This window comes from Streptomyces sp. NPDC005574 (assembly GCF_040605435.1).
In the GTDB taxonomy this organism is placed as follows: domain Bacteria; phylum Actinomycetota; class Actinomycetes; order Streptomycetales; family Streptomycetaceae; genus Streptomyces.
In genome coordinates, this window is record NZ_JBEXCW010000017.1 from 81,459 (window position 1) to 106,034 (window position 24,576).

Annotated in this window: 16 protein-coding genes, 2 pseudogenes and 1 riboswitch; of the genes and pseudogenes, 8 read left to right on the forward strand and 10 right to left on the reverse strand. The window is 73.5% G+C overall.

Annotation, left to right across the window (positions count from 1 at the left end; genetic code table 11):
• Positions 1–244 precede the first annotated feature (244 nt).
• A complete protein-coding gene (locus ABZT03_RS14590) occupies positions 245–1,021 on the reverse strand; it encodes a LysR family substrate-binding domain-containing protein (protein WP_356038492.1) in 777 nt (258 codons plus the stop codon).
• 58 nt (positions 1,022–1,079) lie between these two features.
• Here ABZT03_RS14590 and ABZT03_RS14595 point away from each other — a divergent pair, with 58 nt between their 5' ends.
• On the forward strand, positions 1,080–1,466 hold the full coding sequence (locus tag ABZT03_RS14595; RefSeq protein WP_356038495.1) for a DUF5997 family protein: 387 nt from the start codon (positions 1,080–1,082) through the stop codon (positions 1,464–1,466).
• A gap of 125 nt (positions 1,467–1,591) precedes the next feature.
• On the opposite strand, the gene ABZT03_RS14600 is transcribed toward ABZT03_RS14595, so the two are convergent.
• The gene (locus tag ABZT03_RS14600) at positions 1,592–2,461 is read right to left on the reverse strand and encodes a fructosamine kinase family protein (RefSeq protein WP_356038497.1); all 870 of its coding nucleotides are present in this window, start codon (positions 2,459–2,461) and stop codon (positions 1,592–1,594) included.
• 46 nt (positions 2,462–2,507) lie between these two features.
• Between ABZT03_RS14600 and ABZT03_RS14605 the strand changes: the two are divergent.
• The 6 genes and pseudogenes from ABZT03_RS14605 to ABZT03_RS14630 form a co-directional block, all read left to right on the forward strand.
• Positions 2,508–2,819: pseudogene (locus ABZT03_RS14605) on the forward strand (glucarate dehydratase); the annotation flags it as partial.
• A 197-nt stretch (positions 2,820–3,016) separates the two neighbouring features.
• On the forward strand, positions 3,017–4,075 hold the full coding sequence (locus tag ABZT03_RS14610; RefSeq protein ID WP_356038500.1) for an NAD-dependent epimerase/dehydratase family protein: 1,059 nt from the start codon (positions 3,017–3,019) through the stop codon (positions 4,073–4,075).
• A 136-nt stretch (positions 4,076–4,211) separates the two neighbouring features.
• Positions 4,212–4,383: riboswitch (cyclic di-AMP (ydaO/yuaA leader) on the forward strand.
• A 56-nt stretch (positions 4,384–4,439) separates the two neighbouring features.
• A complete protein-coding gene (locus ABZT03_RS14615; protein ID WP_356038502.1) occupies positions 4,440–5,834 on the forward strand; it encodes an NlpC/P60 family protein in 1,395 nt (464 codons plus the stop codon).
• A gap of 506 nt (positions 5,835–6,340) precedes the next feature.
• The gene (locus tag ABZT03_RS14620; RefSeq protein WP_356038505.1) at positions 6,341–7,708 is read left to right on the forward strand and encodes a cytochrome P450; all 1,368 of its coding nucleotides are present in this window, start codon (positions 6,341–6,343) and stop codon (positions 7,706–7,708) included.
• A complete protein-coding gene (locus ABZT03_RS14625; RefSeq protein ID WP_356038508.1) occupies positions 7,692–8,699 on the forward strand; it encodes a (-)-alpha-amorphene synthase in 1,008 nt (335 codons plus the stop codon). Before ABZT03_RS14620 ends, ABZT03_RS14625 begins: the two co-directional genes overlap by 17 nt.
• A gap of 235 nt (positions 8,700–8,934) precedes the next feature.
• On the forward strand, positions 8,935–11,844 hold the full coding sequence (locus ABZT03_RS14630; protein WP_356038511.1) for an AAA family ATPase: 2,910 nt from the start codon (positions 8,935–8,937) through the stop codon (positions 11,842–11,844).
• A gap of 98 nt (positions 11,845–11,942) precedes the next feature.
• On the opposite strand, the gene ABZT03_RS14635 is transcribed toward ABZT03_RS14630, so the two are convergent.
• The 5 genes from ABZT03_RS14635 to ABZT03_RS14655 form a co-directional block, all read right to left on the reverse strand.
• Positions 11,943–13,499 carry an MFS transporter gene (locus tag ABZT03_RS14635; RefSeq protein ID WP_356038514.1) on the reverse strand — a complete coding sequence of 519 codons (1,557 nt, stop codon included), beginning with the start codon at positions 13,497–13,499 and terminating at the stop codon, positions 11,943–11,945.
• Between the two features lie 127 nt (positions 13,500–13,626).
• The gene (locus tag ABZT03_RS14640; protein ID WP_356038516.1) at positions 13,627–14,766 is read right to left on the reverse strand and encodes an XdhC/CoxI family protein; all 1,140 of its coding nucleotides are present in this window, start codon (positions 14,764–14,766) and stop codon (positions 13,627–13,629) included.
• On the reverse strand, positions 14,759–16,888 hold the full coding sequence (locus tag ABZT03_RS14645) for a xanthine dehydrogenase family protein molybdopterin-binding subunit (protein WP_356038519.1): 2,130 nt from the start codon (positions 16,886–16,888) through the stop codon (positions 14,759–14,761). The genes ABZT03_RS14640 and ABZT03_RS14645 overlap by 8 nt, the downstream gene beginning before the upstream one ends.
• Positions 16,885–17,877, reverse strand: coding sequence for a xanthine dehydrogenase family protein subunit M (locus ABZT03_RS14650; protein WP_356038521.1), 993 nt, complete (start codon positions 17,875–17,877; stop codon positions 16,885–16,887). Before ABZT03_RS14650 ends, ABZT03_RS14645 begins: the two co-directional genes overlap by 4 nt.
• Positions 17,874–18,443, reverse strand: coding sequence for a 2Fe-2S iron-sulfur cluster-binding protein (locus ABZT03_RS14655; protein ID WP_356038524.1), 570 nt, complete (start codon positions 18,441–18,443; stop codon positions 17,874–17,876). Before ABZT03_RS14655 ends, ABZT03_RS14650 begins: the two co-directional genes overlap by 4 nt.
• Positions 18,444–18,655: 212 nt before the next feature.
• On the opposite strand from ABZT03_RS14655, the gene ABZT03_RS14660 reads away from it, so the two are divergent.
• Positions 18,656–19,234: a TetR/AcrR family transcriptional regulator gene (locus tag ABZT03_RS14660; protein WP_356038527.1), complete on the forward strand. Its 579-nt coding sequence runs from the start codon at positions 18,656–18,658 to the stop codon at positions 19,232–19,234.
• A gap of 27 nt (positions 19,235–19,261) precedes the next feature.
• Here ABZT03_RS14660 and ABZT03_RS14665 read toward each other — a convergent pair whose 3' ends face one another.
• The 3 genes and pseudogenes from ABZT03_RS14665 to ABZT03_RS14675 all read right to left on the reverse strand — a co-directional run bounded on the left by ABZT03_RS14665 (position 19,262) and on the right by ABZT03_RS14675 (position 24,462).
• A complete protein-coding gene (locus tag ABZT03_RS14665) occupies positions 19,262–20,731 on the reverse strand; it encodes an alpha-amylase (protein WP_356038530.1) in 1,470 nt (489 codons plus the stop codon).
• A pseudogene (locus tag ABZT03_RS14670) lies at positions 20,728–20,946 on the reverse strand (hypothetical protein); the annotation flags it as partial. The gene ABZT03_RS14665 and the pseudogene ABZT03_RS14670, both read right to left, overlap by 4 nt.
• A gap of 141 nt (positions 20,947–21,087) precedes the next feature.
• Positions 21,088–24,462, reverse strand: a complete 3,375-nt coding sequence (locus ABZT03_RS14675; protein WP_356038533.1) for a pyruvate carboxylase — start codon at positions 24,460–24,462, stop codon at positions 21,088–21,090.
• Positions 24,463–24,576 lie beyond the last annotated feature (114 nt).

The window sequence follows — 24,576 nt, forward strand, 5'->3', positions numbered from 1 at the left end:
GCCACTGACCGCCCCGGCACCGGGGGTTCTCGGGCCGTCGGCGGACGCGCAGGACGCGCACGCCGCCAGGCGGAACGAGCGGCTCCGGGGCCGCGAACCTGCTGCGCCCAGGTCCGCCCGGCCTTCGCGCCTTCCGGCCCCTTTGTCGCTTTGTCGCCTTCTCGTTCTGCCGGCCAGTCGCCCTGTCGCCTTGTCGCCGTGCTGTCCGGTCGGACGGGTGCCGCTCCCCCGGCCGGGTGCCGCGCTACGAGCGTCGGCGGGGCTTTCCTCGCTGGGCGCCCTTCGTGGTCCTGGCCCCCTTGGCGCCGCCGCCGGATCCGGTGCCGCGGGAGCTCTTGCCGGTGGCCGGCTTGCGGGCGCCGCCCTTCTCGGGCCGCTTGCCCTCCTGCCGCGTCTCGGCCTCGGGCTTGGCGCGTCCCCGGGTGCTGTTGACCGTGCGGCCCCGGACGATCCCGATGAAGTCGTCGACCAGGTCGGTCGTCGCGTCCTCCGGCCAGGACAGCGCCACGCCGGACTCCGGCGCGTCCACCAGCGGGCGGTACGTCAGGTCCTTGCGGTGGTGGAGCCTGGCCAGCGACTGCGGGACGGCGAGGAGGCCGATGCCCGCCGCGACCAGCTCGACGGCGTCGGCGGTCGTGGCGGGTCGCTCGAAGGCGGGCAGGCCCGGCGGGCGGTCCCAGTCGAGGACGTCGTCCAGGGGGTGCAGCAGGACCTCGTCGGCGAGTTCGGCCGCGGACACCTGGTCGGCGACTGTCACCACGTGGTCGTTGGGGACCATCACGACCGTCGTCTCGGTGTACAGGGGGATCGCGCTCAGAACCGTGCGGTCCACCGGCAGCCTTACCAGGGCCGCGTCCGCGTCGCCGCCGCGCAGCACCTCGGACGCCTCGGCGGCGGGCACCTGCACGAGGGTCAGGGGGACGTCGGGCCGGCGCTCGTTCCAGATCCGCACCCACTTGCCGGGGGTCACGCCGGGGACGTACGCGAGGCGGAAGGAGGAAGGTGCTTGCGAGCCTGTCACCAGGCCAGGCTACCGGGCGTGGTCGGACGTCCCCTCGGCGGTCGATAGTCTTGACACCATGAAGTCGCACCAGAGCGCCCAGACGATGAAGCCCGCCACCGCGGCGAAGAAGCTGGGCGTGTACCTCCCGGCCACCCCCGAGGACTTCCGGTCGGGCGTGGTCTCGCGCGCCGAACTCGGCGAGCTGCAGGAGAACCCGCCCGAGTGGCTCCAGCAGCTGCGGAGCTCCGGCCCGCACCCCCGGCCGGTGGTCGCCGCGAAGCTCGGCGTGTCCATCGCGGGTCTCGCGCGCGGCGGCGTCACCGAGGCGCTCACCACCGAGCAGATCGAGGCGCTGAAGCAGGACCGGCCCGAGTGGCTGGAGAAGGAGCGCGCCACCCAGGCCGAGGTGCGCAGGGAAGCCGCGCGGATCAAGCAGAAGAACGACGAGCAGGACGCTTCCTGACCGCGTGAACGTCTGACCGCCGGACCACGCCACCGGGGGCGGCGGGGCGCGTCTTCACCGTGCGGACGCCGCCCGCGGCCCGGTGCCGCCGTATCGCCTACGGGGCCTGACCGTCCCCGCCCCGCTCACCGTGCGAGCGCCGTCCGTGCCGCGTCCAACGCCTGTACGGCGTATCCGCGTCCGAACAGCACCGTGTGCACCAGCAGCGGGAAAAGCTGGTGCAGGCTGACGCGGTCGGCCCAGTCGTCGGCGAGCGGCCGGGCCCGCCGGTAGCCGTCCAGCACGGACTCCAGGTGCGGGCAGCCGAAGAGGTGGAGCATCGCGAGGTCGGTCTCGCGGTGCCCGCCGTGCGCGGCCGGGTCGATCAGCCAGGCGTGCCCGTCGGCGCCCCACAGCACGTTGCCGTTCCACAGGTCGCCGTGCAGTCGTGCGGGCGGCTCGGCGGGGCCCGCCAGTTCGGGCAGCCGTTCGCAGACCCGCTCCACGACGGCTGCCTCCGCCGGGCGCACGGTCCCGGCGTCGACCGCTCGGCGCAGGTACGGCAGCACCCGGTGCTCGGCGTACCAGGACGGCCAGTCCCGGCCGGGTACGTTGCGCATCGGGGCGCGGCCGATGTACGCGTCCTCGGGACCGCCGGGCGGCGGGGCGCCGAAGGCGGGCGCGCCGGCGGCGTGCAGGGCCGCCAGTTCATGGCCGAGGCGGAGCGCGGCGCGGGCGTCGGGGCGTCCGGCCGGGACGCGGTCGGTGAGCAGCCAGTCCTCGTCGAGCCCGCGCACGGCCGGAACCCGCGCCCCGGCCTCCGCCAGCCAGCGCAGCCCGGCCGCCTCGGCCCGCACCGCGCCGGGTTCCTCACCGGGCTTCACCACGACGGTCGTGCCGTCTCCGAGAGAGATGTCGGTGAGTCCCCCGGCCGCCCCGCGCTCGCCGGTCACCGCGAGTCCGGTGAGCCGGGCCGCCGCGGCCCCGGCTCCCTCACCGCCGTCGCCTCGCCGCATGCCTCGGGCCTCCCCACGTCTCCGGTTGCCGACCCTACTGCGGGCCGCCGCGAAGGTGGCCGTCGGCATGGACGTCTTCGACACCACCGCCGTCGTCGCCGCGATCGACCGGGCCCTGCTGCCGTCGGTGCCCGGTTCCCCCGAGCGCGGCTGGACCACGTCCGCGGTGGAGGCGGCCTGCCTCGACGCGCAGGGCGGACTGCTCGGGTGACCGGTCGGTGACCTGCTAGGCGGCACGGTCCGCGACACGGTTGCCCTTCGCCGCGGCCTCTTCTGCAAGTGGGGGGAACACCCGGCGCTCGACGGCCGGCCCGCCACCGGCGACGACCGGGGCGAGGCCCTCGATCCGGCGGGGATGAAACTGACGTCCGCCTGCGAGGCGTTCGGGCTGGCAGCACGACGGCTGCGAGGCCGGCCCGCACCGCAACAGGGCTGCGGGCGAAGCCTGTTGCCCTCCGGCTGTTCCCATTCCGCCCGGTCATGCCCGAGGCTTCCCCCAGGAATGGGATCGCCGGGAGTCCGGCGGACCTCCGACCAGGACCGGGGAGTGAGAGCGTGGGCGCAGGCGGGGAGACGACCGTGGTGGTGACGGGCGGCAGCGGCTTCGTCGGCAGTCATCTGGTCCGGCGACTGCTGGAGCGCGGCTACCGCGTCCGCGCCACCGTGCGCGACGCCGCCGACCCTGCCAAGGTGAGGCCGCTGCGGGAGATGCGGGAGGCGTTCCCCGGCCGGCTGGACCTGTTCGAGGCGGACCTGCTGCGGGAGGGGTCCTTCGACGAGGCGGTGCGCGGCAGCCGGGTGGTCTTCCATGTGGCGTCGCCGTTCCTCATGCCGGAGAAGATCAAGGACGGCCGCCGGGACATGGTGGACCCGGCGCTGCTCGGCACGCGTAACGTGCTGGCCGCCGTGGAGCGGACACCGACGGTCGAGCGGCTGATCCTCACCTCCACGGTCGGCGCGATCTTCGGCGACTACGCAGACGTCCTGCGCATGGACGAAGGGGTGTTGACGGAGCGGTACTTCAACACCACCAGCACGGTGCGGAACAACCCCTACCACTACGCCAAGACCCTCGCCGAGCGTGCCGCGTGGGAGGCGGAGGCAGCCCAGGACCGCTGGCGCCTGGTGTCCGTCAACCCCGGCCTGATCCTTGGCCCTTCCCTCACCCCGGCGTCGGAATCGGGCAGCCTGTTCCTGTTGGACGAGTTGTTCAAGGGCTACTTCTTCTACGGCGCACCGGACTTCAGCTTCACGACGGTGGACGTGCGGGACGTCGCCGAGGCCCACGTCGCGGCGGCGGAGCGGCCGGAGGCGAGGGGACGCTACATCGTCGCCGCGCAGCACATGACGTCCTTCCACGAGATGTCCCGCGTCATCCGGACCCGGTACCCGCGCGACCTCCGCCTCCCGCGCACCGCGCTTCCGCACTGGCCGGTACGGGTGCTCGGCCCGGCGTTCGGGCTGAGCCAGGACTACATCCGCAAGCACCTCGGCATCCGCTTCCGGGTGGACAACAGCCGCAGCGTGCGCGAACTGGGCGTCTCCTACCGCCCGATCGAGCAGACCCTGCTGGAGCACTACGAGTCCTGGCGGGGCCGGAGAGACGCGAACTGAGCGCCGGGACACCGCCGTACGACGAAGGTCACAATTACGTATCGGACATACCGCGCACCAACCTTCACACAAGGCGCACAAGTTGGTTAAGTTGACGCCAGACCGTTCGACTCGCTCCGGCGGACCCCGCCGGGTCGTACGGCCTCCGCCGAGTTCGGTGCGCCCTGAGGCAGCCGGAGCCGGGGACCCAACCGAAGACTTGGGGTGAATCGGTCCGTCGCCTCTCGGGGCAGGGCCGTAGGGCACACCTTCCGCAGCAGAAGCCCGAACCCGTCAGCTAACCCGGTAGGCGGAGTACGGAAGGAGTACGTCTCTCATGGCGCCGGAACGAACATCGCGCCCCAGAGGTCTCGGCCTCCCCGGCATGGGCGGTTCCGCCCTCGCGACGGCCGCGCTCACCTCGGTGGCCCTGTTCTCCCAGACCGCCGACGCCGTACCCCTCTCGGGGGAGGACATCCCCAGCCGCGACGAGGTCCAGCAGCGGGTCAACACGCTCTACGACCAGGCCGAGAACGCCACCGGCAACTACAACGCGACCCGGGCCATGACGACGGGGGCGCGCCGCCGGGGCGAGCCGGCTCCCACCGCCCGGCCCCGGCGTGACGACCCGTCGCTCGACGCCGTCACCCGGCAGTGGTTCGACGGCGTCCGCGCCCGGCTCGGCCCGACCGTCCCCGCGGTGCTGCCGCGCGACCGGGCACCCGAGGTCGCGGCCCCGGCCCGCCCCGCCGAACGGCCCGTCGCACCGGAGCCGGCGATCGAGCGGGCTCCCGCCGTGCCGGAACTCCCCGCCGCACGGCCCGTCCTGGAGCTGACCGCCGGACCCGCCACAGCCGCCCTGCCCCCCGCGGCCACCGGAGCGATCGCCGCGCTGCCGGCCGTGCCGGGGCCCCGGCAGGAGACGGCCGCCGCGCCGGCCGCCGACACCCAGCGATCCTCGCTGCGGACCTCCAAGGAGCAGAACCAGCGCAAGCTCGCCGAGGCCCGCGACCTGCTGACGCGGTACGCCATGGTGCAGCGCACGCCCGTCGCGGCGATCGCCGCGCCGCCGGCCCAGGAATCCTGGCCCACCTCCCCCGGCCTCCCCGCCGTCACCGACACGACGCCGGCTCTCCCGGTGGCCGAGGAAATGGCCTGGCAGCAGCCGGCTCCCTTCCAGACGCAGACCCAGGTGCCGGTCCCGGCCCCGGTCCCGGCCCTTCCGGTGGCCGAGGAAGTGGCGTGGCAGCAGCCCGCTCCCTACCAGGCGCAGGTGCCGTTCTCCCCGCTCCCGGTGGCCGAGGAAATGGCTTGGCAGCAGCCGGCTCCCTACCAGGCGCAGATTCAGTCGGTCCTCGACACGGGTCATCCGGTCGGCCTCGCCCTCTCCGGTCCGGTGGTTCTGGCGGAACGGGCCAGCGGCGGAAAGGCCGTACGGGCGCTGGAGTTCGCGCGCGCCCAGATCGGCAGGCCGTGCGTGTGGGGCGCGACCGGACCGGAGTCGTACGACTGCGCCAGTCTCACCCAGGCCGCCTGGCGCGCGGCCGGTGTCGCCCTGCCGCGCAACGCGCCCGACCAGGCGAGCGCGGGCACCGTCATCCCGCTCGGTGACGTCCAGCCCGGGGACCTCATCTTCTTCTACGACAACCTGAGCCACCTCGGTCTGTACACCGGCGACGGCATGATGATCCACGCGCCGGGACCGGGGACGTACATCCGTGAGGAGTCGGTGTACTTCGCCGGGGAGTCGGCGGTCCGCGGGGCCGTACGGCTCGCCTGAAACCGGCAGGCACCCGCCGCAGGACCGGCCCTGAAAACCCGAGGAATGCGATACCCGGGAGAGGCCGGTCCTGTCACCGCGCAACGATGCCCTGGCCACCACCCCAGTGCCGTCGTCAAGGCAATCCGGCACGAAAAGGACCGGGCGCAGGGAAGGGATCGCGCGGGATATTTCGCTTTTCCCGTGAATTCGTCGGCGAGCGCCGCCCCAGCGGATGCCGGGCGCCACGAAGGGGGCTCACCCAGTGCTTCCGCGTGCTCCCGTGCGCCCCGGCGTACGGCGGCTTCGGGGAGCCGAAAGCCCCAGCACTGGGCAGGAGATGACACAAACGCAGGTCGGTGGATCAGCCACCGATTTCGTGTGTCGATTGGGGCAGATGGTATTCGATGAACGATACCGCGCCTGAAAAAGAGCACGTCTGGACGGTGGGTACTGCGCCGGGCATATTCCCTTTCACCGGCCACGCCATCCCTTTGTTCCGCCGACCGCTTGCTTTTCTGAATTCTTTGCCGTCCCACGGCGATCTGGTCGAGATCAGGCTTGGTCCCCTGCGCGCCTGGATGGCGTGCCATCCGGATCTGGTCCGCCAGGTCCTGCTGGACACGCGCACCTTCGACAAGGGCGGCCCCTTGTACGACCGGCTGCGGCCGCTCATGGGCGACGGCCTGGTCACCTGCCGGCATGACGTGTACCGGCGGCAACGCGCGCTGCTGCGGCCCGACTTCCGCCCGGCCGGGGTGAGCGCCCACACCGAACTGATGGGCCGGGAGGCCGAGTCGGCGTGCGGCCGGTGGCAGGCGGGCCAGGAGGTCGACGTCAGCGCGGAGATGCTGGCCCTGACCACCCGGGTGATCAGCCGTGTCCTGTTCTCCGACTCGCTCGGCGACGAGCCGGCCGCCGAACTGCGGGACTGCCTCGCCGTCATCGTCCGCGGCCTGTTCGTGCGGACTGCCGTGCCGGTCGACGCCCTGTTCCGGATCCCCACACCCGCCAACCGCCGTTACCGCCGCGCCGTCGCCCGGGTCCACGCGATCGTCGGGGACGCCGTCGGGGAACGGCGGGCCGCACGGTCGGCGGAGCCGCAGGAACGACCCGACCTGCTGGAGACGCTGCTGGCGGCGGCACGCGGGGACAACGGGGTCGCCGCGATCACCGGACAGGAGGTGCACGACCACCTCGTCACGCTGCTCCTCACCGGGGCCGAGAGCACCGCTCTGTGCCTGGCCTCGGCCTTCGACCTGCTCGCGCGCAACCCGCGGGCGGAGCGCCGGCTGCACGCGGAGGTCGACAGCGTGCTCGGCGGACGACGACCTGGCGCCGAGGACCTGCCGAACCTCCCCTACACCCGGTGCGTCGTCAGCGAGACCCTGCGCTGTCGGCCGCCCGGCTGGCTCTTCATGCGCGTGACGACCGGGCCCGCCAGGCTCGCCGGACACCGGCTCCCGGCGGGAGCCACGGTCCTGTACAGCCCGTATCTGCTCCAGCACGACCCGGCCTCGTTCCCCGACCCGGAGCGGTTCCGGCCCGAACGGTGGCTGCCGGAAGGAGCGGCCGGGATCCCGCCGGGCGCGATGCTGCCGTTCGCCTCGGGCGCGCGCAGGTGCCTGGGCGACAGGTTCGCGGTGGCGGAGGCCACGGTGACCGTGGCGGCCGTCGCCGCCCGCCGGCGCCTGCTCCATCTGCCGGGCCCCGCCGAACAGCCCCGCCCAGGCGCCACGTTGGGGCCGCGGTCGCTCGTGATGACCTCTGTCCCCCGACCGCACGGGCCGGCCGGCCCGCCACCTCGCGCCCGTTCGCTCGCCCCCCGGGCAGCCGCGGCGCCCCTCTCGCACGAAGTCCGGACGGCAGGTGACGACGGTGTCGACGACGCATGAGGAAGCCGCGGTCGGCCCGCGGAACGCGCCCGGGGCCGACAGCCTCGGGGACCTGATCGACGCCCACCTCCACATGCCGTTCCCCTTCGCGTGCAACCGGCACGTGTCCGCGGCGACGGCCGGCGTCGACCGGTGGCTCAGCACCTGGGGCCTCACCGACGAGCCGGAGCAGGCGGCGATGATCGCCCGCACCCGCCCCGCCGAACTCGCGGCCTTCACCAGCCCCACGGTCGACGCCGGACTCCTCCAGATCGTGGCCGACCAGATCGCCTACCAGTTCGTCTACGACGACCGGGCGGAGGAGTCGGGGCGGCACGAACCCGGCCGGCTGCTGCCCATGCTCTCCGAGAGCGTCGGCATCCTGCGGGACGGCCTGCCCCCCAGCACCCGCCTCGGGGCCGCGCTCACCGACCTCCACCGCCGGGTGCGGGAACGGTGCACGCCCGCCCAGGCGGCCCGCTGGGCCTGGCACAGCCGTGAGTACGTGCACGGCCTGCTGTACGAGGCGGTCGCCCAGGCGCAGCCGGCGCCGCCGCCGACCGGGCTGTGCACGTCGATACGTTCCCTCATCGCAGGTGTCGAGCCGTTCCATCCGCTGTGCGAGGCCGCGCAGGACACCGAACTCGACGCCCGTGAGCTGCACCATCCCGTCGTACGGCGCCTCGGACGCCTGTCGGCCGACGCGGCGGTCTGGATCCCCGACCTGTACTCCGCCGTCAAGGAGCAGCGCACGGGCGGCATGATCAATCTTGCCCTCGCCTGCCGCCGGGCGCACCGGTGTTCGCTGCCGGGCGCCGTACTGCTGGCGATCCGGCGGATCAACGACACCATCAGGGAGTTCGAGCACCTCCGTGACGAGGTGCGGCCCGAACTGAGCCCGGCCGGTCTGGGGTACGTCGACGGGATGGCCGGGTGGATCAGGGGGTGTTACCACTGGTCGCGCACGGTGCCCCGGTACGCGGACACAGCGGCCGCCTCCGCAGCACCCTGAGAGAAGCCGGCGCACGAGGAACCGCGGCGGGAGGGACCGCCGGCACGAGGAGCCGCTCGCGCGAGGAGCCGCGGAGTCAGCGAAGCCGCGAGATTGTATCCGCAGGACGGACGCACGGGCGGCTCCCGCGGAAAGTTCACCCTTCCCTGTCGTCCTGGTGTCTTAATACGGCCATCCGACACACGCAGGACTTACGCTCGGCGCCCGCCCTCAACGACAGGAAGCGGTAGCGCACATGGCACCTGGGCCGCGGCAACCGATCGACCGGTACCGTCCGTTGCTCGAACGCCGCAGCGAACTGCGCGCCCTCGAATCCGCCGTGTCGGATCTCCGTGGTGCCGACGACGGTGTGCCACGGCCGGCATGCGGCGGATTCCTCGCCTTCGCCGGTCCGGCCGGACTCGGGAAGACCACCCTGATCACGCTCGCCCGCGCCCGCGCCGCCGCGCTCGGGCTCACCGTGCTGTCGGGCAAGGGCGGCGAGAAGGAACAGGGGCTGGCGTTCCACGTGGTCCGCCAGCTCCTGCAGCCCTCGCTGGCCGCGATGGACGAGACCGAGCGCCGGACGTTCCTCGGGAGCTGGTACGACATCGTCGCCGCCGCCCTCGGTCTGGAGGCGGCTGACACGGCCCACGTGCCGGACCCGGTCGGGGTCCGCGACGGCCTGGACTGGATCATGACCCGCCTGACGATGATGAGGGCGCCCGTCGTGCTGCTCCTGGACGACCTGCACTGGGCCGACGCGGAGTCCCTGGGCTGGCTCTCCGCCTTCGCGTCCCGGACCGCGGACCTGCCGCTGCTCGTGGTCGCCGCCTACCGGCCCGACGAACCGCCTCCGGAAGCCGCCGCCTTCCGCACCCTGCTCGAAGCTGGCGGCAACCGCCCCCACCTGCTGGAGCGCCTGAGCGCCGAGGCCGTGGCGGCGATCGTCCGGGAGGAGATCGGGGAGGCGGCGGAGGACGAGTTCTGCCACGAGTGCTGGACGGTCACCGGCGGAAGCCCCTTCGAGGCCGTCGAACTCGCCCTGCGACTCGCCGAGCGGGGAGTGCGGGGCACCCGCGGCGACCTGCCCGCGATGCGGGACCTGGCCGCGGCGGTCAAGGGCCCGGGACTCGTCCAGCGTCTCAAGCGGCTCGGTACCACCACGGTGCGCTTCGCGTGGGCCGCCTCCGTGCTCGGTGGTTCCTTCTCGCCGCAGATCGCCGCCGACCTCTCGGTGATCGGCAGCCAGGAGGCCGCCGAGGCGACGGAGAAACTGCGCGCCGCCCGCATACTGACGGACAGTCACGGGCCGGTCGGGGAGCTGGAGTTCGTCCATCCTCTGATCGCCACGACGGTCTACCGCTCGATCCCGCCGAGTCTGCGCGTGGGACTGCACAACGCGGCCGCCGAAGCGGTCCGCGCCGCGGGATTCGGCCCCACCGCCGCCGCCCGGCATCTGCTGGAGGTCCCCTGCGACGAGCGGCCCGAGGCGGTCGAATGCCTCCGGGCCGCCGGGCGCGAGTACCTGCGCGCCGGAGCCCCCGAGGCCGCCCGGCGGGTCCTCACCAGGGCGCTGCGGGAGCCGCCGCAGCCCGAGGAGCGCGCGGCCATCCTCCACGAACTGGCCTGCTCGACCTTCCTGATCGAGCCCACGGCCACGGTCAGCCATCTCCGGGAGGCGCTCGCCGAGCCCGGCGTCGACCCCGACCTGCGCGCCTCCATCGTCTACCGGCTGACCCAGGCGCTGGCGCACACCGACCGGCTGGCCGAGGCGGCGACCGTGGCCGCCGACGAGGCCCACCAGGCCACCGGTCCGCGCATCCGGCTGCGCATGCAGGCCGATCACTTCGTGTGGAGCGCGTTCCGCACCGACGAGCCCGACTCCGCCGCACGCTCCCGGCAGCTGGCGAAGCTGGCCACCAAGCTGACCGGACGGGGTCTGGAGGAGCGCTACATCCTGGGCCTGCGGGCCTGGGACGCCCTCGTGCGCGGCGAGCCCCGGCAGACCGTCCTCGCCTGCGCGGAGGAGGCACTGCACGGCGGCATGAGCTGGACCACCGAGAACCGGGGTTTCGAGGTGCCCGTCTCGGTCGCCCTGGTGTTCATGTACTGCGACCAGCCACGGCGGGCGGAGGAACTCTTCAGCACGGGCATGGCCGAGTGCGAGGAGAAGGGGTGGCGGGGCTCCCACCTGGCGCTGGGCCACACCCTGCTCGGCTACGTCCGCTACCGGCGCGGCTGCCTCGCCGAGGCGGAGGAACTGGTGCGGGAGGGGCTGCGCATCGCCGACCGGGTGGAGGGGGCGGTGCCCGCCCAGTGGTTCGCCATCGGCATCCTCCTCCAGATCCTGCTGGCCCGCGGGCGGACCGGCGAGGCCCGCCGGCTCGCCGACCACTACCACTACGGCGACGTCGTCCCGAACGCCGTGATCTACCCCGACCCCCGCACGGTGTACGCGGAGCTGCTGCTGGCGGAGGGGCGCCGGTCCGAGGCGCGGTCGCTGCTCACGGCCGTGGGTGACCGGCTGGAGGCCCGGGCCTGGCGCAACCCCGCGTGGTGCCCCTGGCAGCTGGATCTGGCGCCCGCCCTCGCCCCCACCACGCCGGAGCGGGCGGTCCATATCGCGCGGGACGCCGTGAAGCGGGCCCGGGACTTCGGGGCGGCCTCGGTGATCGGTCAGGCGCTGCACGTCGAGGCGGAGGTGACCGGCGGCCCCGCGGCGCTGGCACTGCACGCGGAGGCGGTGCAACAGCTGGAACAGTCCCCCGCCTCGTACGAACTGGCCCGTGCGCTGGTCGGGCACGGCACGGCGCTGTCCCGCGGCGGCCGGCTCCAGGAGGCCGCGGACCGGCTGTACCGGGGGCTGGAGACCGCCGTCCACTGCGGCGCCGAGGCGGTGGCGGGGCGAGCACGGGAGGAACTGTCGGCCGCCGGGTTGCGACCGCTGCCGCTGCGCTACGCGCAGGCCGACACGCTCACCGCGCACGAACGCCGGGCCGCCGAGATGACCACCCGCGGCCAGAGTGCGGCGGTGGTCGCGAAGGAGCTGCGGCTGACCGAGCAGGGGGTACGGCAGCTGCTCTCCGCCGTCTACCGGAAGATCGGCACGGACACCGTCGGTCTCGCCGGAGCCCTGAGGACCTTTCCCCGTCCGCTGCCCTGAGGAAGCGCGGCGCTGTCGGCGTCCGCGGCATGGCGGCCGCCGCCCGGCTCGGCGTCCCCGCCGTGGGCGTCTACCCCTGGGGGCGCGGCCGACCGCTTTCAGAGCGCGCCGGGTTGCCCGGCCCCGCCCTTGAGGCGTTCCAGGTCGGAGGGCCGTACCTGGATGACCACCACGGCGATCAGCGCGGCGACCACGGTGAAGATCGCCGCGGTGACGAAGGCGGCCGAGACGCCGGCGGTGAGCACCTCGTCGGACCACGGCGCGGGAAGCTGCCCGGTGCGCTGGAACCGCAACCGTTCGAGCGGGGTGGCCTGGGCCAGGAAGCGCGGGATCTGTTTGTCCGCCTCGTTGGTGCTGGCCGTGCCGAACATGGTGACCAGGATGGACAGTCCGAGGGAACCGCCCACCTGCTGCGTGGCGTTGAGGAGCCCGGAGGCGGCGCCGGTCTCCCGTGGGGAGACGTTGGACAGCGCCATGAGGGTGAGCGAGACGAACTCCATGCCCATGCCCAGGCTGAAGACGAGCATCGGGCCGAGGACGCTGCCCGCGTACGTGGAGTGCACGTCGGTCAGGGTCAGCCAGGCCAGGCCCGCCGCCGCGAGGACCGCGCCGCCCACCATGAAGGGTTTGGGGCCGTAGACGGGCAGGAACCGTGAGGCCAGTCCGGCGCCCACCGCGATGACCGCGCTGACCGGCAGGAACGCGAACCCGGCCTGCAACGGGCTGAAGCCCAGCACGTTCTGCACGAACAGCGTCAGGAAGAAGAACATGCCGAAGATCGCCGCGGCCAGGCACAGCATGATGCCGTAGGTGCCCGCGCGGTTGCGGTCGGCGAACATGTGCAGCGGGGTGATGGGCTGCCTGGAGCGCCGCTCGACCAAGACGAACAGCACGAGCACGACGGCGGCTCCGGCGAACGAGGCCAGCGTGAGGGCGTCCCGCCAGCCCTCCTGCGCGGCTCTGATGAACCCGTACACGAGCAGCACCATGCCCACCGTGGAGGTGAGCGCGCCGGTGATGTCGAAGTGGCCCGGGTGGCGTTCGGACTCCTTGATGAAGCGGGGTGTGGCGACGGCGATGAGCAGGCCGATGGGGACGTTGACGAACAGCACCCACCGCCAGTTGAGCCACTCCACGAGGATTCCGCCCATGAGCAGGCCGATCGCGCCGCCGCCCGCGGACACCGCGGCGAACACCCCGAAGGCGCGGTTGCGTTCGGGGCCTTCGCGGAAGGTCGTGCTGACCAGGGACAGGGCGGTCGGGGAGGCGATGGCGCCGCCGACCCCCTGGAGGGCGCGGGCGGCGAGGAGTTGGGTCTCGTTCTGGGCGAGCCCGCCGAGCAGGGAGGCGAGCACGAAGAGCAGGACGCCGAAGATGAACACGCGCCGCCGGCCGAGGATGTCGCCCGCCCGGCCGCCGAGCAGCAGCAGTCCGCCGAAGGTGAGGGTGTAGGCGTTGACCACCCAGGCGAGGCTGGTGGTGGAGAAGCCCAGGGACCGCTGGATGTCCGGCAGCGCGATGTTCACGATGGTGATGTCCAGGACCACCATCAGCTGGCAGGACGCGATGACGAGCAGCGCCATCGCACTGCCGCCACCGCCGGTTTCGCCGGCGGTGGCCTGTGCTGCGGAGGTCGGCTGGGGGCTGCTGCTCATGGCGTCTCGCACTCTCGGGGGTCGGGCCCGCGCGAGGGGTCGGTGAACGGTCCCGTCCACCGCTGTGTCCACCGTTCGACCGTACGCCCGGGGCCCGGCCGTCACCACTCGGGCACCCCGCGCCCCCTCAGGCCGCCGCCGACTCCCGTTCCCCGCTGTCGCGGTGGATGGGGGATCCCGAGCCGGTCAGCGGGGTGCCCGTGCCGCCCCGGCGCAGCGCGACGATCTCCGCAGCGATGGACAGGGCGGTCTCCTCGGGCGTACGGGCGCCCAGGTCGAGGCCGATGGGGGACCTCAGCCGGGACAGTTCCCGCTCGCCCAGCCCCGCCTCCCGCAGCCGCCGGTCGCGGTCGGCGTGGGTGCGGCGGGAGCCCATCGCGCCGACGAACGCGACCGGCAGCCGCAGGGCCGCCGTCAGCAGGGGGATGTCGAACTTGGCGTCGTGGGTGAGGACGCACAGGGCGGTGCGCGCGTCGGTCCTGGTGCGCCGCAGGTAGCGGTGCGGCCAGTCGACCACGAGGTCGTCGGCCTCGGGGAAGCGGGCCCGGGTGGCGAAGACGGGGCGGGCGTCGCAGACGGTCACGTGGTAGCCGAGGAACTTGCCGGCGCGGACCAGGGCCGCGGCGAAGTCCACCGCCCCGAAGACGATCATGCGGGGCGGTGGCACGCTCGCCTCGACGAGCAGGGTGAGTCCGCCGGGGCAGTGCGTTCCGTCCTCGGAGAGCTCGACGGTGCCGGTGCGGCCGGCGTCCAGCGCGGCGCGGGCCTCGGCGGCTGCGGTCCGGTCGAGTTCGCCGGCGCCGCCCAGCCCGCCGTCGACAATGCCGTCGGGACGTACCAGCAGGGCCGAGCCGAGGAGTTCGGCCGGGCCCCGGACGACCCGGGCGACGGCCGCGGGCTCGCCCCGGGCGGCGGCCGACAGCGCGGCGCGGACCACCGTCCGGGCGGGTGCCTTCGCGGTCAGCGGGGTGACCAGGATGTCGATGATCCCGCCGCAGGTCAGTCCGACCGCGAAGGCGTCCTCGTCGCTGTAGCCGAAGCGCTCCAGAACGGTCTCGCCGTCCTGGAGCGCCCGCAGGCACAGCTCGTACACGGCCCCTTCGACGCAGCCGCCGGAGACCGAGCCGACGACCGTGCCCTCGCTGTCGACGGCGAGGGCGGCGCCGGGTCCGCGCGGCGCGCTGCCGCCGACGGCCACGACCGTGGCCACGGCGAAGTCCCGGCCCTCCTCGGCCCAGACGGCGAGTTCGGCGGCGATGTCAAGCATGCGGGGCCGCCGTCAGGACGCGGTCGGGCCGGATGGGCAGGTTGCGGTGGCGTACGCCGGTCGCGTGCCAGACGGCGTTGGCGACGGCGGCCGCGGCGCCGACGATGCCGATCTCGCCGATGCCCTTGATGCCGACCGGGTCGTCCGGGTCGGGGTCGTCCACCCAGTCGGCCTCGATGCGGGGGACGTCGGCGTGCGTGGCGACGTGGTAGCCGGCGAGGTCGGCGCCGTAGAGGCCGCCGGAGACCTGGTCTCGGACCGCCTCCTCGTGCAGGGCCATGGAGATGCCCCAGGTCATGCCGCCCACGAACTGGCCGCGCGCGGTGAGCGGGTTGACGATCCGGCCCGCCGCGAAGATGCCGAGCATGCGGCGCACGCGCACCTCGCCGGTCGCGGGGTCCACGGCGACCTCCGCGAACTGCGCGCCGAAGGAGTGCCGTTCGCGTCGGGCGAGGGCACCGACGGCCTCGGTGGTGTCCGAGCGGACGGTGATGCCCTCGGGCGGGACGGTGGTGCCCGGTGTGAGCCGTTCGCGCAGTTCACGGCCCGCCGCCGTGACCGCCCAGGCCCAGGAGCGGGTGCCCATGGAGCCGCCGGCGATCATCGCCGGTCCGAAGTCGCTGTCGCCGATGCGTACTTGGACGTTCTCGGGCGCCGTCTCCAGCGCGTCCGCGGCGACCAGGGTGAGCGCGGTGCGGGCTCCGGTACCGATGTCGGCCGCGGCGATCCGTACGGTGAAGGTGCCGTCGGCCTCCGCCGTCACGGCCGCCGTGGACGGCGCCGCCCCGGCGGGGAAGGAGGCCGCGGCCGTGCCGGTGCCGAGCAGCCAGGCGCCTTCGCGGCGCAGGCCCGGACGCGGGTCGCGGTCCGCCCAGCCGAACCTGCGGGCGCCCTCGCGGAAGCAGGCGAGCAGGTTGCGGCCGCTGAAGGGCAGTCCGGAGACGGGGCCGCGGTCGGGTTCGTTGCGGGCGCGCAGTTCGATCGGGTCGAGCCCGCACTTCTCGGCGAGTTCGTCGAGCGCGCACTCCAGGGCGAACGATCCCGGCGCCTCGCCGGGTGCGCGCATCCACGTCGGCGAGGGGACGTCGAGCCGCACGAGCCGGTTGGCCGTGTGGTGGGCCTCGGCGTCGTACATCGTGCGGGCGGGCCCGGAGGCGGGCTCGACGAACTCGTAGACGGTGGAGGTGAGGTTGAGGGAGTCGTGCTCCAGGGCGCGCAGCCGACCGTCGGCGTCGGCGCCGAGCCTGACCCGCTGGATCGTGGGGCTGCGGTAGCCGGCCAGGGTGAACATCTGCCGGCGGGTCAGCACGACCCGCACCGGGCGCTGCAGGATCGTCGCGGCCATGACGGCGGCCACCTGGTGGGCGCGGACGCCCTTGCTGCCGAAGCCGCCGCCGACGTGTTCGGACCGCACCCGCACCGAGGCCGGGTCGAGGGAGAACAGCTTCACCAGTTCGTCCGAGACCCAGCCGCTGCCCTGGTTGGAGTCGACGAGTTCGAGCCGGCCGTCCTCCCAGCGGGCCGTCGCGGCGTGCGGCTCCATCGGGTTGTGGTGTTCCTCGGGGGTGGTGTACTCGGCGTCCACGACGGCCGCGGAGCCGGCGAGCGCGGACTCCAGGTCGCCCTTGGCCGCCACCGCAGGCATGTGGCCGTCCAGGGCGTAGGCGCCCGGGCTCGCGGCGGAGAACGCGACCTGGTGCGGCTCCTGGTCGTAGTGCACCACCAGCGACTCGGCGGCTTCCCTGGCCTGTTCGGACGTCTCGGCGACGACGAGGGCCACCGGCCAGCCGAGGTGCGGGACGCGGTCGTGCTGGAAGACGGCGCAGGTGGGGTCCGGCGCGGTGCCCAACAGGCCCACGTAGCCGGTCTCCAGACGCGGGGCGTTGCCGTGGTGCAGCACCGTGACCACCCCGGGCATGGCGAGGACGGGGGCGTCCTGCACCGCGCGGATCCGGCCCCGGGCGACGGTGGACAACACCAGCCAGCCGTGGGCGAGTTCGGCGAAGGGGATCTCGCCGGCGTAGCGGGCCGCTCCGGTGACCTTGTCGCGTCCCTCCACGCGGGTGTGCGCGGTGCCGACGGCGCCCCGCATCCTGGGGGTGCCGGTGGTGGCGGTGGTCATCGGGTGTCCTCCCTGGCGAGTTCGGTGAGCACGGCCACCACGAGGTTGCGGGTCAGCGGCACCTTGTACCCGTTGCGGGGCAGCGGCTCGGCGGCGGCGAGTTCGGCGTCGGCGGCGGCGGCGAAGCTCTCGGCGTCCGGCGGCGCCCCGGTCAGCACGCGTTCGGCCGTGCGGGCCCGCCACGGCCGGGAGGCGACCGCCCCGAAGGCCAGCCGTACATCTCGTACGACGCCGTCCCGGACGTCGAGCGCGGCGGCGACCGAGCCGATGGCGAAGGCGTACGAGGCGCGTTCGCGCACCTTGCGGTAGCGGGAGCGCGCGGCGACCGGGGCCGGCGGCAGCGTGACGCCGGTGATCAGCGCGCCGGCCGGCAGGGCGGTCTCCCGGTGCGGGGTGTCGCCCACGGGCAGGTAGAACTCGGTGAGCGGCAACTCCCCTGGCCCGTCGGGTGTTTCGTAGGTGACGACGGCGTCGAAGGCCGTCAGGGCGACGCCCATGTCCGAGGGATGGACGGCCACGCAGTGGTCGGAGGCGCCCAGGATCGCATGGTTGTGGTGCTCGCCCTCGACGGCGGGGCAACCGCTGCCGGGCACGCGCTTGTTGCAGGGTTTGGTGACGTCGGTGAAGTAGCCGCAGCGGGTGCGCTGGAGCAGGTTGCCGCCGACCGTGGCCATGTTGCGCAGCTGTCCGGAGGCGCCGGCGAGCACGGCCTGTGCCAGCGCCGGGTAGCGGCGGCGGACGTCGGGGTGGGCGGCGAGCGCGCTGTTGGTGACGGTCGCGCCGACGCGCAGGCCGCCGCCGTCGGTGGACTCGATCCCGTCCAGGGGCAGTTCGCGTACGTCGACGAGCCCGGAGGGCCGTTCGACGCCGGTCTTCATCAGGTCGACGAGACTGGTGCCGCCACCGAGGTAGCGTGCGTCCGGGTCGGCGTCGAGCAGGGCGAGGGCGCCGGAGACGTCGAGCGCGCGCCGGTAGGTGAACTCCTTCACGCGGCGGCCTCCGAGGTCTTCTTCTCGGCGTGGGCGCCGGCGGCGCGGGCGACGGCCTCGACGATCGACACGTAGGCGCCGCAGCGGCACAGGTTTCCGCTCATCCGTTCGCGGATCTCCTCGGCGGTCAGGGGTGGGGGTCCGGCCTCGGGGCGGACGTCCTCGGTGACGGCGCTCGGCCAGCCCGCCGCGTGTTCCTCGATCACGGCGACGGCCGAACAGATCTGGCCGGGTGTGCAGTAGCCGCACTGGTAGCCGTCGAGGTCGAGGAACGCCTGTTGCACGGGGTGCAGTCGGTCGCCCTCGGCCATGCCTTCGATGGTGGTGATCTCGCGTCCCTCGGCCGCCACGGCGAGCTGGAGGCAGGACACGGCCCGGCGGCCGTCGAGCAGGACGGTGCAGGCGCCGCACTGGCCCTGGTCGCAGCCCTTCTTGGTGCCGGTCAGGTCGAGGCGCTCGCGCAGGGCGTCGAGCAGGGTGGTGCGGTGGTCGACGGTCAGAGCGTGCTTCTCGCCGTTGACGTTCAGGGTGATGGCGCTGTACGTCGATGGAGGGGCTGTGGTCATGATCAGCCTTCTTTCGCGTATCGCGGGTTCGGGGGCGCCGCCGGAGGACGCTCCGGCCGCCGGACGGTTCGGGAGGAAGGTGGAGTGCTCCGCGCGGGGCACCGACGCTAGAGTGGACTCAACCGGACAGCTGTCCGTTACCGGTAGAACGTAGTGGACAACTGTCCGGTTAGCAAGAACGGGTTTCGGCCGCGAGCCCGTGAGGAGGACGAGTGGAGCAGAAGAAGGACGGGCCTCTGCGCTCGGACGCGCAACGCAACCGCGAGCGCATCCTGGACGTCGCGCTGGCCGAACTGACCCGCTCCGCGGACGCGCCGCTCAGCGTCATCGCCAAGAAGGCGGGCGTGGGACAGGGCACGTTCTACCGCAACTTCCCCAACCGCGAGTCGCTCGTGCTGGAGATCTACCGCCACGAGATGCAGCAGGTCGCCGACGCGGCGCCAAAGCTGCTGGAGACCCACGAACCGGACCGGGCCCTGCGCGACTGGATGGACCGGCTCGCCCAGTTCGCCATGGCCAAGGCCGGCCTGGCGGACGCGATCCGCCAGGCCACCAGCGCACCCGGGACGCCGGAGAAACCCGGCAACGCCCCGGTGACCTCGGCGGCCGAACTTCTGCTGCGGGCCGCCGAGGAGGCGGGCACCGTCCGCCCGGGTGTGAGCGCGGACGACTTCTTCCTCGCGATCGGCGGCCTGTGGCAGCTCGACCCCCGCGGCGACTGGCAGCCGCGGGCCGCCCGGCTGCTGGACCTGATCATGGACGGCCTGCGGGCCGGAGCGACCGGGCGCTGAGCGCCGCCGCCCCGGCCCGCCCCCACCTCAGCCGGTCTCCCCGCCCGTGACGGACACGGCGAAGACCTGCCCCTCCCAGGGGTCCAGCGCGACGAACAGGCCCGGGTCGCACAGCTCGTCGCCCGCCCGGTCGTACGTCCGGTCGCCGAGCAGGTCACTCAGGCGGTGCCGGAGCCCGCGCAGGTCCTCCCACGGGAGGGGCAGCCGCGCCTGGGCCGGGCGGTCGGACTGGTTCACGACGACCAGATGGCGGGCGTCCGCGTGCGTCCAGGTCCAGGCCAGCACACCCCGGTGGGTGTCGTTGTCGGGCCGGCCCACCGGGGCGAGGGGCCGCCACACCCCCCGGCGTGCGGTGGCCGCGGCCGGGAGCAGACGGCCGTAGAACGCGCGCAGCGGTTCGTCGACCGGCTCGCGGGGGCCGCGCGCGAGGAACACCGGTGTCCGCGTCCGGCGGCCCTCGAACTGGCCCTCGTGCCACAGCGTCGCCCCGGGGAGGGTCGCGACGACCACGGCCGCGGCCCGGCCCCGCTCCCCGGGCAGGACGGCGGCGGCCCGCGGCTCGTCGTGGTTCTCGACGAAGCGGACGAGCCCTCGCTGGTAGGCCGGGTCGGCCCGCAGATGGGCGCGGACGGAATCGGCGTCCTCGTGCAGCAGCCGGTCGTACAGCCGCTTGTCGTAGCAGTGGTCGAAGCCCTGCTGGAGCAGCGCCCCTTCGAGGTCCCAGTACGCCTCCGCGACGAACAGGAAATCCGGATGGCGCTCGCGGACTCGCTCGATCACCCGCGGCCAGAAGTCCTCGGCGGGCGGTGGGCCCGCCCGCTCCCCCCACGTCCTGGCGAAGACGTCGTTCATCATCAGCATCGCCATGTCGCAGCGCACGCCGTCCGCCTGGTCGCCCACGGACACCAGCGTCTCCACCGTCGCCTCGCGCAATTCCTCGCTGAAGGCGTTCAGCTGGACCACGTCGGGCCAGGGCGGGAAGTAGGGGTCGCGGCCCCGGGCGTAGACGTGTCCGCTCGCCTCGACGAAGGCGTCCGGATCACGCGCCAGGTCGTCGGCGCCGCCCCGGATCAGCCGGTCCGGGTACCGGGCGGTCCACAGGTGGTCGGGGGCCACGTGGTTGGGGACGTGATCCAGGATCAACCGCAGCCCGCGCGCCGCGAGTTCGGCGCGCGCCGCGGCCAGCCCGGCCGTCCCGCCGAGGGACGCGTCGACCACGTAGGCGCGCACGCAGTACGGGGAGCCGGCGACGTCCGCCTCGGTGACGTCGGGCAGCGCCTCGCGGAAGGACGCCATGAGGCCCTCCTCACGCAACGCGATCCGCAGCCCGGCCGGGCTCCGCTCCCAGACCCCCATCAGCCAGACGGTGTCGACGCCCGGCCGGGCCACCTCGTCCCAGACCTCGCCCGGCACCTCACCGAGCGTGATCCGGCGCCCGTAGCGGACGGTCAACTCGCCCAGCCAGACGAGGGTGTTGATCTCGTGGACGACCGTCATGACAGAAGTTCCTCCCGCAGCGCGCCCCAGTCCGCGGAGTCGACCTGGTGGAACAGGGTCGCGGTGACCGCGGCCAGTCCGCTCCAGCCGGTCTGGTGGGAGGCGCCGAGACCGCTGCCGTCGTCGCCGTGGAAGTACTCGTAGAACAGGACGAGGTCCCTCCAGTGCGGGTCCTTGGCGAACTTGGCCTGGGCGCCGTGCACCGGCCGGTGGCCCTGCCCGTCGCGCAGGAACGGGCGGCCGGGTCGCCGCCGGGTTCGGTGCCGGCCACCTCGCGGGCGAGGTGGCGGACCATGTCGTGGGCGTTGGCCGGGAATCGGCGGCGCCCTTCCGGCGGCGGCCGGAGCCGCGGGATCTCAGCCGATCTCGACGAGCAGGTCCCCGCCCTCCACCTGCTGGATGCGGGTGATGGCCAGCCTGGACACGCGCCCCGCCTTCGGGGCGGTGATCGCCGCCTCCATCTTCATCGCCTCGATGGTGGCCACCATCGCACCGGCCGCCACCTCGTCGCCCTCGGCGACCGCCAGCGTCACCACCCCGGCGAACGGGGCGGCCACATGGCCGGCGTTGGAGCGGTCGGCCTTCTCCGTCGCGGGCACGTCGGCGGACGCCTTGGCGTCGCGGACCTGGATCGGCCGGAGCTGGCCGTTCAGGGTGGACATCACGGTACGCATACCGCGTTCGTCGGCCTCACCGACGGCTTCGAGGCCGATCAGCAGGCGCACTCCCGGTTCGAGGTCGACGGTGTACTCGTTGCCCGGCCGCAGACCGTAGAAGAAGTCCTTGCTGTCCAGCACGCTGGTGTCGCCGTAGCTCTGCCGGTGGGTCTCGAAGTCCCGCGTCGGACCGGGGAACAGCAGCCGGTTGAGGGTGGCGCGCCGGTCCTTCTCCAGTCCGGTGCGGTCTTCCTCGCTCAGCTCCGGCACCGGCCTGGCCGCGGCGCGGCCCTCCAGCGCCCTGGTGCGGAACGGCTCCGGCCAGCCTCCGGGCGGGGTGCCCAGCTCACCGCGCAGGAAGCCGATCACGGAGTCGGGGATGTCGAACCGGTCCGGCGCCGCCTCGAAGTCCTCGGGCGTCGTCCCTGAGCCCACCAGGTGCAGGGCGAGGTCGCCGACGACCTTCGAGGAGGGGGTGACCTTCACCAGGTGGCCCAGGATGCGGTCGGCGGCGGCGTACATCGCCTCGATGTCCTCGAAGCGGTCGCCGAGCCCGAGCGCCACCGCCTGGGTGCGCAGGTTGGAGAGCTGGCCGCCGGGGATCTCGTGGTCGTAGACGCGTCCCGTCGGCGAGGCGAGGCCCGCCTCGAACGGCGCGTAGATCCGGCGGACGCTCTCCCAGTACGGCTCCAGGTCGCCGACCGCCCTGAGGTCGAGGCCGGTGGGCCGCTCGGTGTGGTCGGTCGCGGCGACGATCGCCGACAGGGAAGGCTGCGAGGTGGTGCCCGCCATGGACGCCACCGCACCGTCCACGGCGTTCGCGCCGGCCTGGATCGCGGCCAGGTAGGTGGCGAGCTGACCGCCCGTCGTGTCGTGGGTGTGGATGTGCACCGGCAGGTCGAACTCGCGGCGCAGGGCCGACACCAGTGTCGCCGCGGCCGGTGCCCGCAGCAGCCCCGCCATGTCCTTGACGGCCAGGACGTGCGCCCCGGCGTCCACGATCTGCTCGGCCAGCCGGAGGTAGTAGTCGAGCGTGTACAGCCGCTCGGCCGGGTCGGACAGGTCGGAGGTGTAGCACAGGGCGACCTCGGCGACGGCCGTCCCGGTCTCCCGCACCGCGTCGATGGCGGGCCGCATCTGCCCGACGTCGTTGAGCGCGTCGAAGATCCGGAAGATGTCGATGCCGGTGTCCGCGGCCTCCTGCACGAAGGCGTCGGTGACCTCCGTCGGGTACGGCGTGTAACCCACGGTGTTGCGGCCGCGCAGCAGCATCTGCAGGCAGATGTTCGGTACGGCGGCGCGCAGTGCGGCCAGCCGCTCCCAGGGGTCCTCGGCGAGGAAGCGCAGCGCCACGTCGTAGGTGGCACCGCCCCAGCACTCCAGGGACAGCAGCTGGGGCAGGGTCCGGGCCACCGTCGGGGCCACGGCGAGCATGTCCCTGGTCCGCACCCGGGTGGCGAGCAGCGACTGGTGGGCGTCGCGGAAGGTGGTGTCGGTGACGCCGACGCCCGGCGACTCGCGCAGCCAGCGGGCGAACCCCTCGGGGCCGAGTTCGGTGAGCCTCTGTTTGGAACCGGCGGGCGGCTCCAAGGCCGGCAGCGGCTTCAGCTTCGACACGGGGTGGATCAGGTCGGGCCGCTCGCCGTGCGGCTTGTTGACCGTCACGTCGGCCAGGTAGGTGAGCAGCTTGGTGCCGCGGTCCGCGGAGTGGCGGGCGGTGAGCAGGTGCGGCCGCCGCTCGATGAACGACGTGGTGACCCGGCCCGCCTGGAAGTCGGCGTCGTCGAGGACGGCCTGCAGGAACGGGATGTTGGTGGCGACGCCGCGGATGCGGAACTCGGCCACGGCACGCCGGGCGCGGTTGACCGCGGTGGTGAAGTCCCGCCCTCGGCAGGTGAGTTTGACCAGCATCGAGTCGAAGTGGGCGCTGATCTCGGTGCCGGCGTGGGTGGTGCCGCCGTCGAGCCGGATGCCGGAGCCGCCGGGCGAGCGGTAGGCGCTGATCCGGCCGGTGTCGGGGCGGAAGCCGTTGGCCGGGTCCTCGGTGGTGATCCGGCACTGCAGCGCGGCACCGTGCAGCTTCACGGTCTCCTGGGAGAGGCCGAGGTCGGCGAGGGTCTCACCGGCCGCGATGCGCAGCTGTGCCTGTACGAGGTCGACGTCGGTGACCTCCTCGGTCACGGTGTGCTCGACCTGGATGCGCGGGTTCATCTCGATGAAGACGTGGTTGCCGTCGCGGTCCAGCAGGAACTCCACGGTGCCCGCGTTGCGGTAGCCGATCTCCCGCGCGAACCGTACGGCGTCGGCGCAGATCTGCTCACGCAGGGCCGGGTCGAGGTTCGGCGCGGGCGCCAGCTCGATGACCTTCTGGTGGCGGCGCTGCACGGAGCAGTCGCGTTCGAAGAGGTGGATCACGTTGCCGTCGCCGTCGGCGAGGATCTGCACCTCGATGTGCCGGGGCTCGACGACGGCCTTCTCCAGGAAGACCGTGGCGTCGCCGAACGCGGACGCCGCCTCGCGCGCGGCCGCCTCGATCGACTCGCGCAGCGTCGCGGGGTCCTCCACGCGGCGCATTCCGCGCCCTCCGCCGCCGGCGACCGCCTTCACGAACAGGGGGAACCCGACGTCCCCGGCGGCTCGCAGCAGTTCGTCCACGTCACTGGAGGGGGCCGAGGAGCCCAGAACCGGCACACCGGCCGCGCGGGCGGCGGCCACCGCGCGCGCCTTGTTGCCGGTCAGTTCCAGGATGTGCGCGCTCGGCCCGACGAAGGTGATGCCGGCCTCCTCGCACGCGCGGGCCAGCTCGGGGTTCTCGGACAGGAAGCCGTAGCCGGGGTAGACGGCGTCGGCGCCCGCCTGCCGGGCCGCGCGCATGATCTCCTCGACGGAGAGGTACGCCCGGACGGGGTGTCCCGGTTCACCGATCTCGTAGGCCTCGTCCGCCTTCAGGCGGTGCAGCGAGTTGCGGTCCTCGTGCGGGAAGACGGCGACGGTCCGCGCGCCGACCTCGTATCCGGCACGGAACGCACGAATCGCGATCTCGCCACGGTTGGCGACCAGTACCTTGCGGAGCATTCCCGATCCCTTCGGCCTGCCGGTGAGAAACACCATGGTCTCGACTATGCCGGTGCCGTGCCATGAGAGCCGGGTCACTCGCCGCGATCAGTACGCGGTCCCGGTCCCGTCGCC

Excerpts from the sequence above, each read along its gene's own strand:
- ABZT03_RS14595 (WP_356038495.1), top strand. The coding sequence starts at position 1,080 with ATGAAGTCGCACCAGAGCGCCCAGACGATGAAGCCCGCCACCGCGGCG.
- ABZT03_RS14600 (WP_356038497.1), bottom strand. The coding sequence starts at position 2,461 with ATGCGGCGAGGCGACGGCGGTGAGGGAGCCGGGGCCGCGGCGGCCCGG.
- ABZT03_RS14615 (WP_356038502.1), top strand. The coding sequence starts at position 4,440 with ATGGGCGGTTCCGCCCTCGCGACGGCCGCGCTCACCTCGGTGGCCCTG.
- ABZT03_RS14630 (WP_356038511.1), top strand. The coding sequence starts at position 8,935 with ATGGCACCTGGGCCGCGGCAACCGATCGACCGGTACCGTCCGTTGCTC.
- ABZT03_RS14635 (WP_356038514.1), bottom strand. The coding sequence starts at position 13,499 with ATGAGCAGCAGCCCCCAGCCGACCTCCGCAGCACAGGCCACCGCCGGC.
- ABZT03_RS14640 (WP_356038516.1), bottom strand. The coding sequence starts at position 14,766 with ATGCTTGACATCGCCGCCGAACTCGCCGTCTGGGCCGAGGAGGGCCGG.
- ABZT03_RS14645 (WP_356038519.1), bottom strand. The coding sequence starts at position 16,888 with ATGACCACCGCCACCACCGGCACCCCCAGGATGCGGGGCGCCGTCGGC.
- ABZT03_RS14655 (WP_356038524.1), bottom strand. The coding sequence starts at position 18,443 with ATGACCACAGCCCCTCCATCGACGTACAGCGCCATCACCCTGAACGTC.
- ABZT03_RS14665 (WP_356038530.1), bottom strand. The coding sequence starts at position 20,731 with ATGACGGTCGTCCACGAGATCAACACCCTCGTCTGGCTGGGCGAGTTG.
- ABZT03_RS14675 (WP_356038533.1), bottom strand. The coding sequence starts at position 24,462 with ATGCTCCGCAAGGTACTGGTCGCCAACCGTGGCGAGATCGCGATTCGT.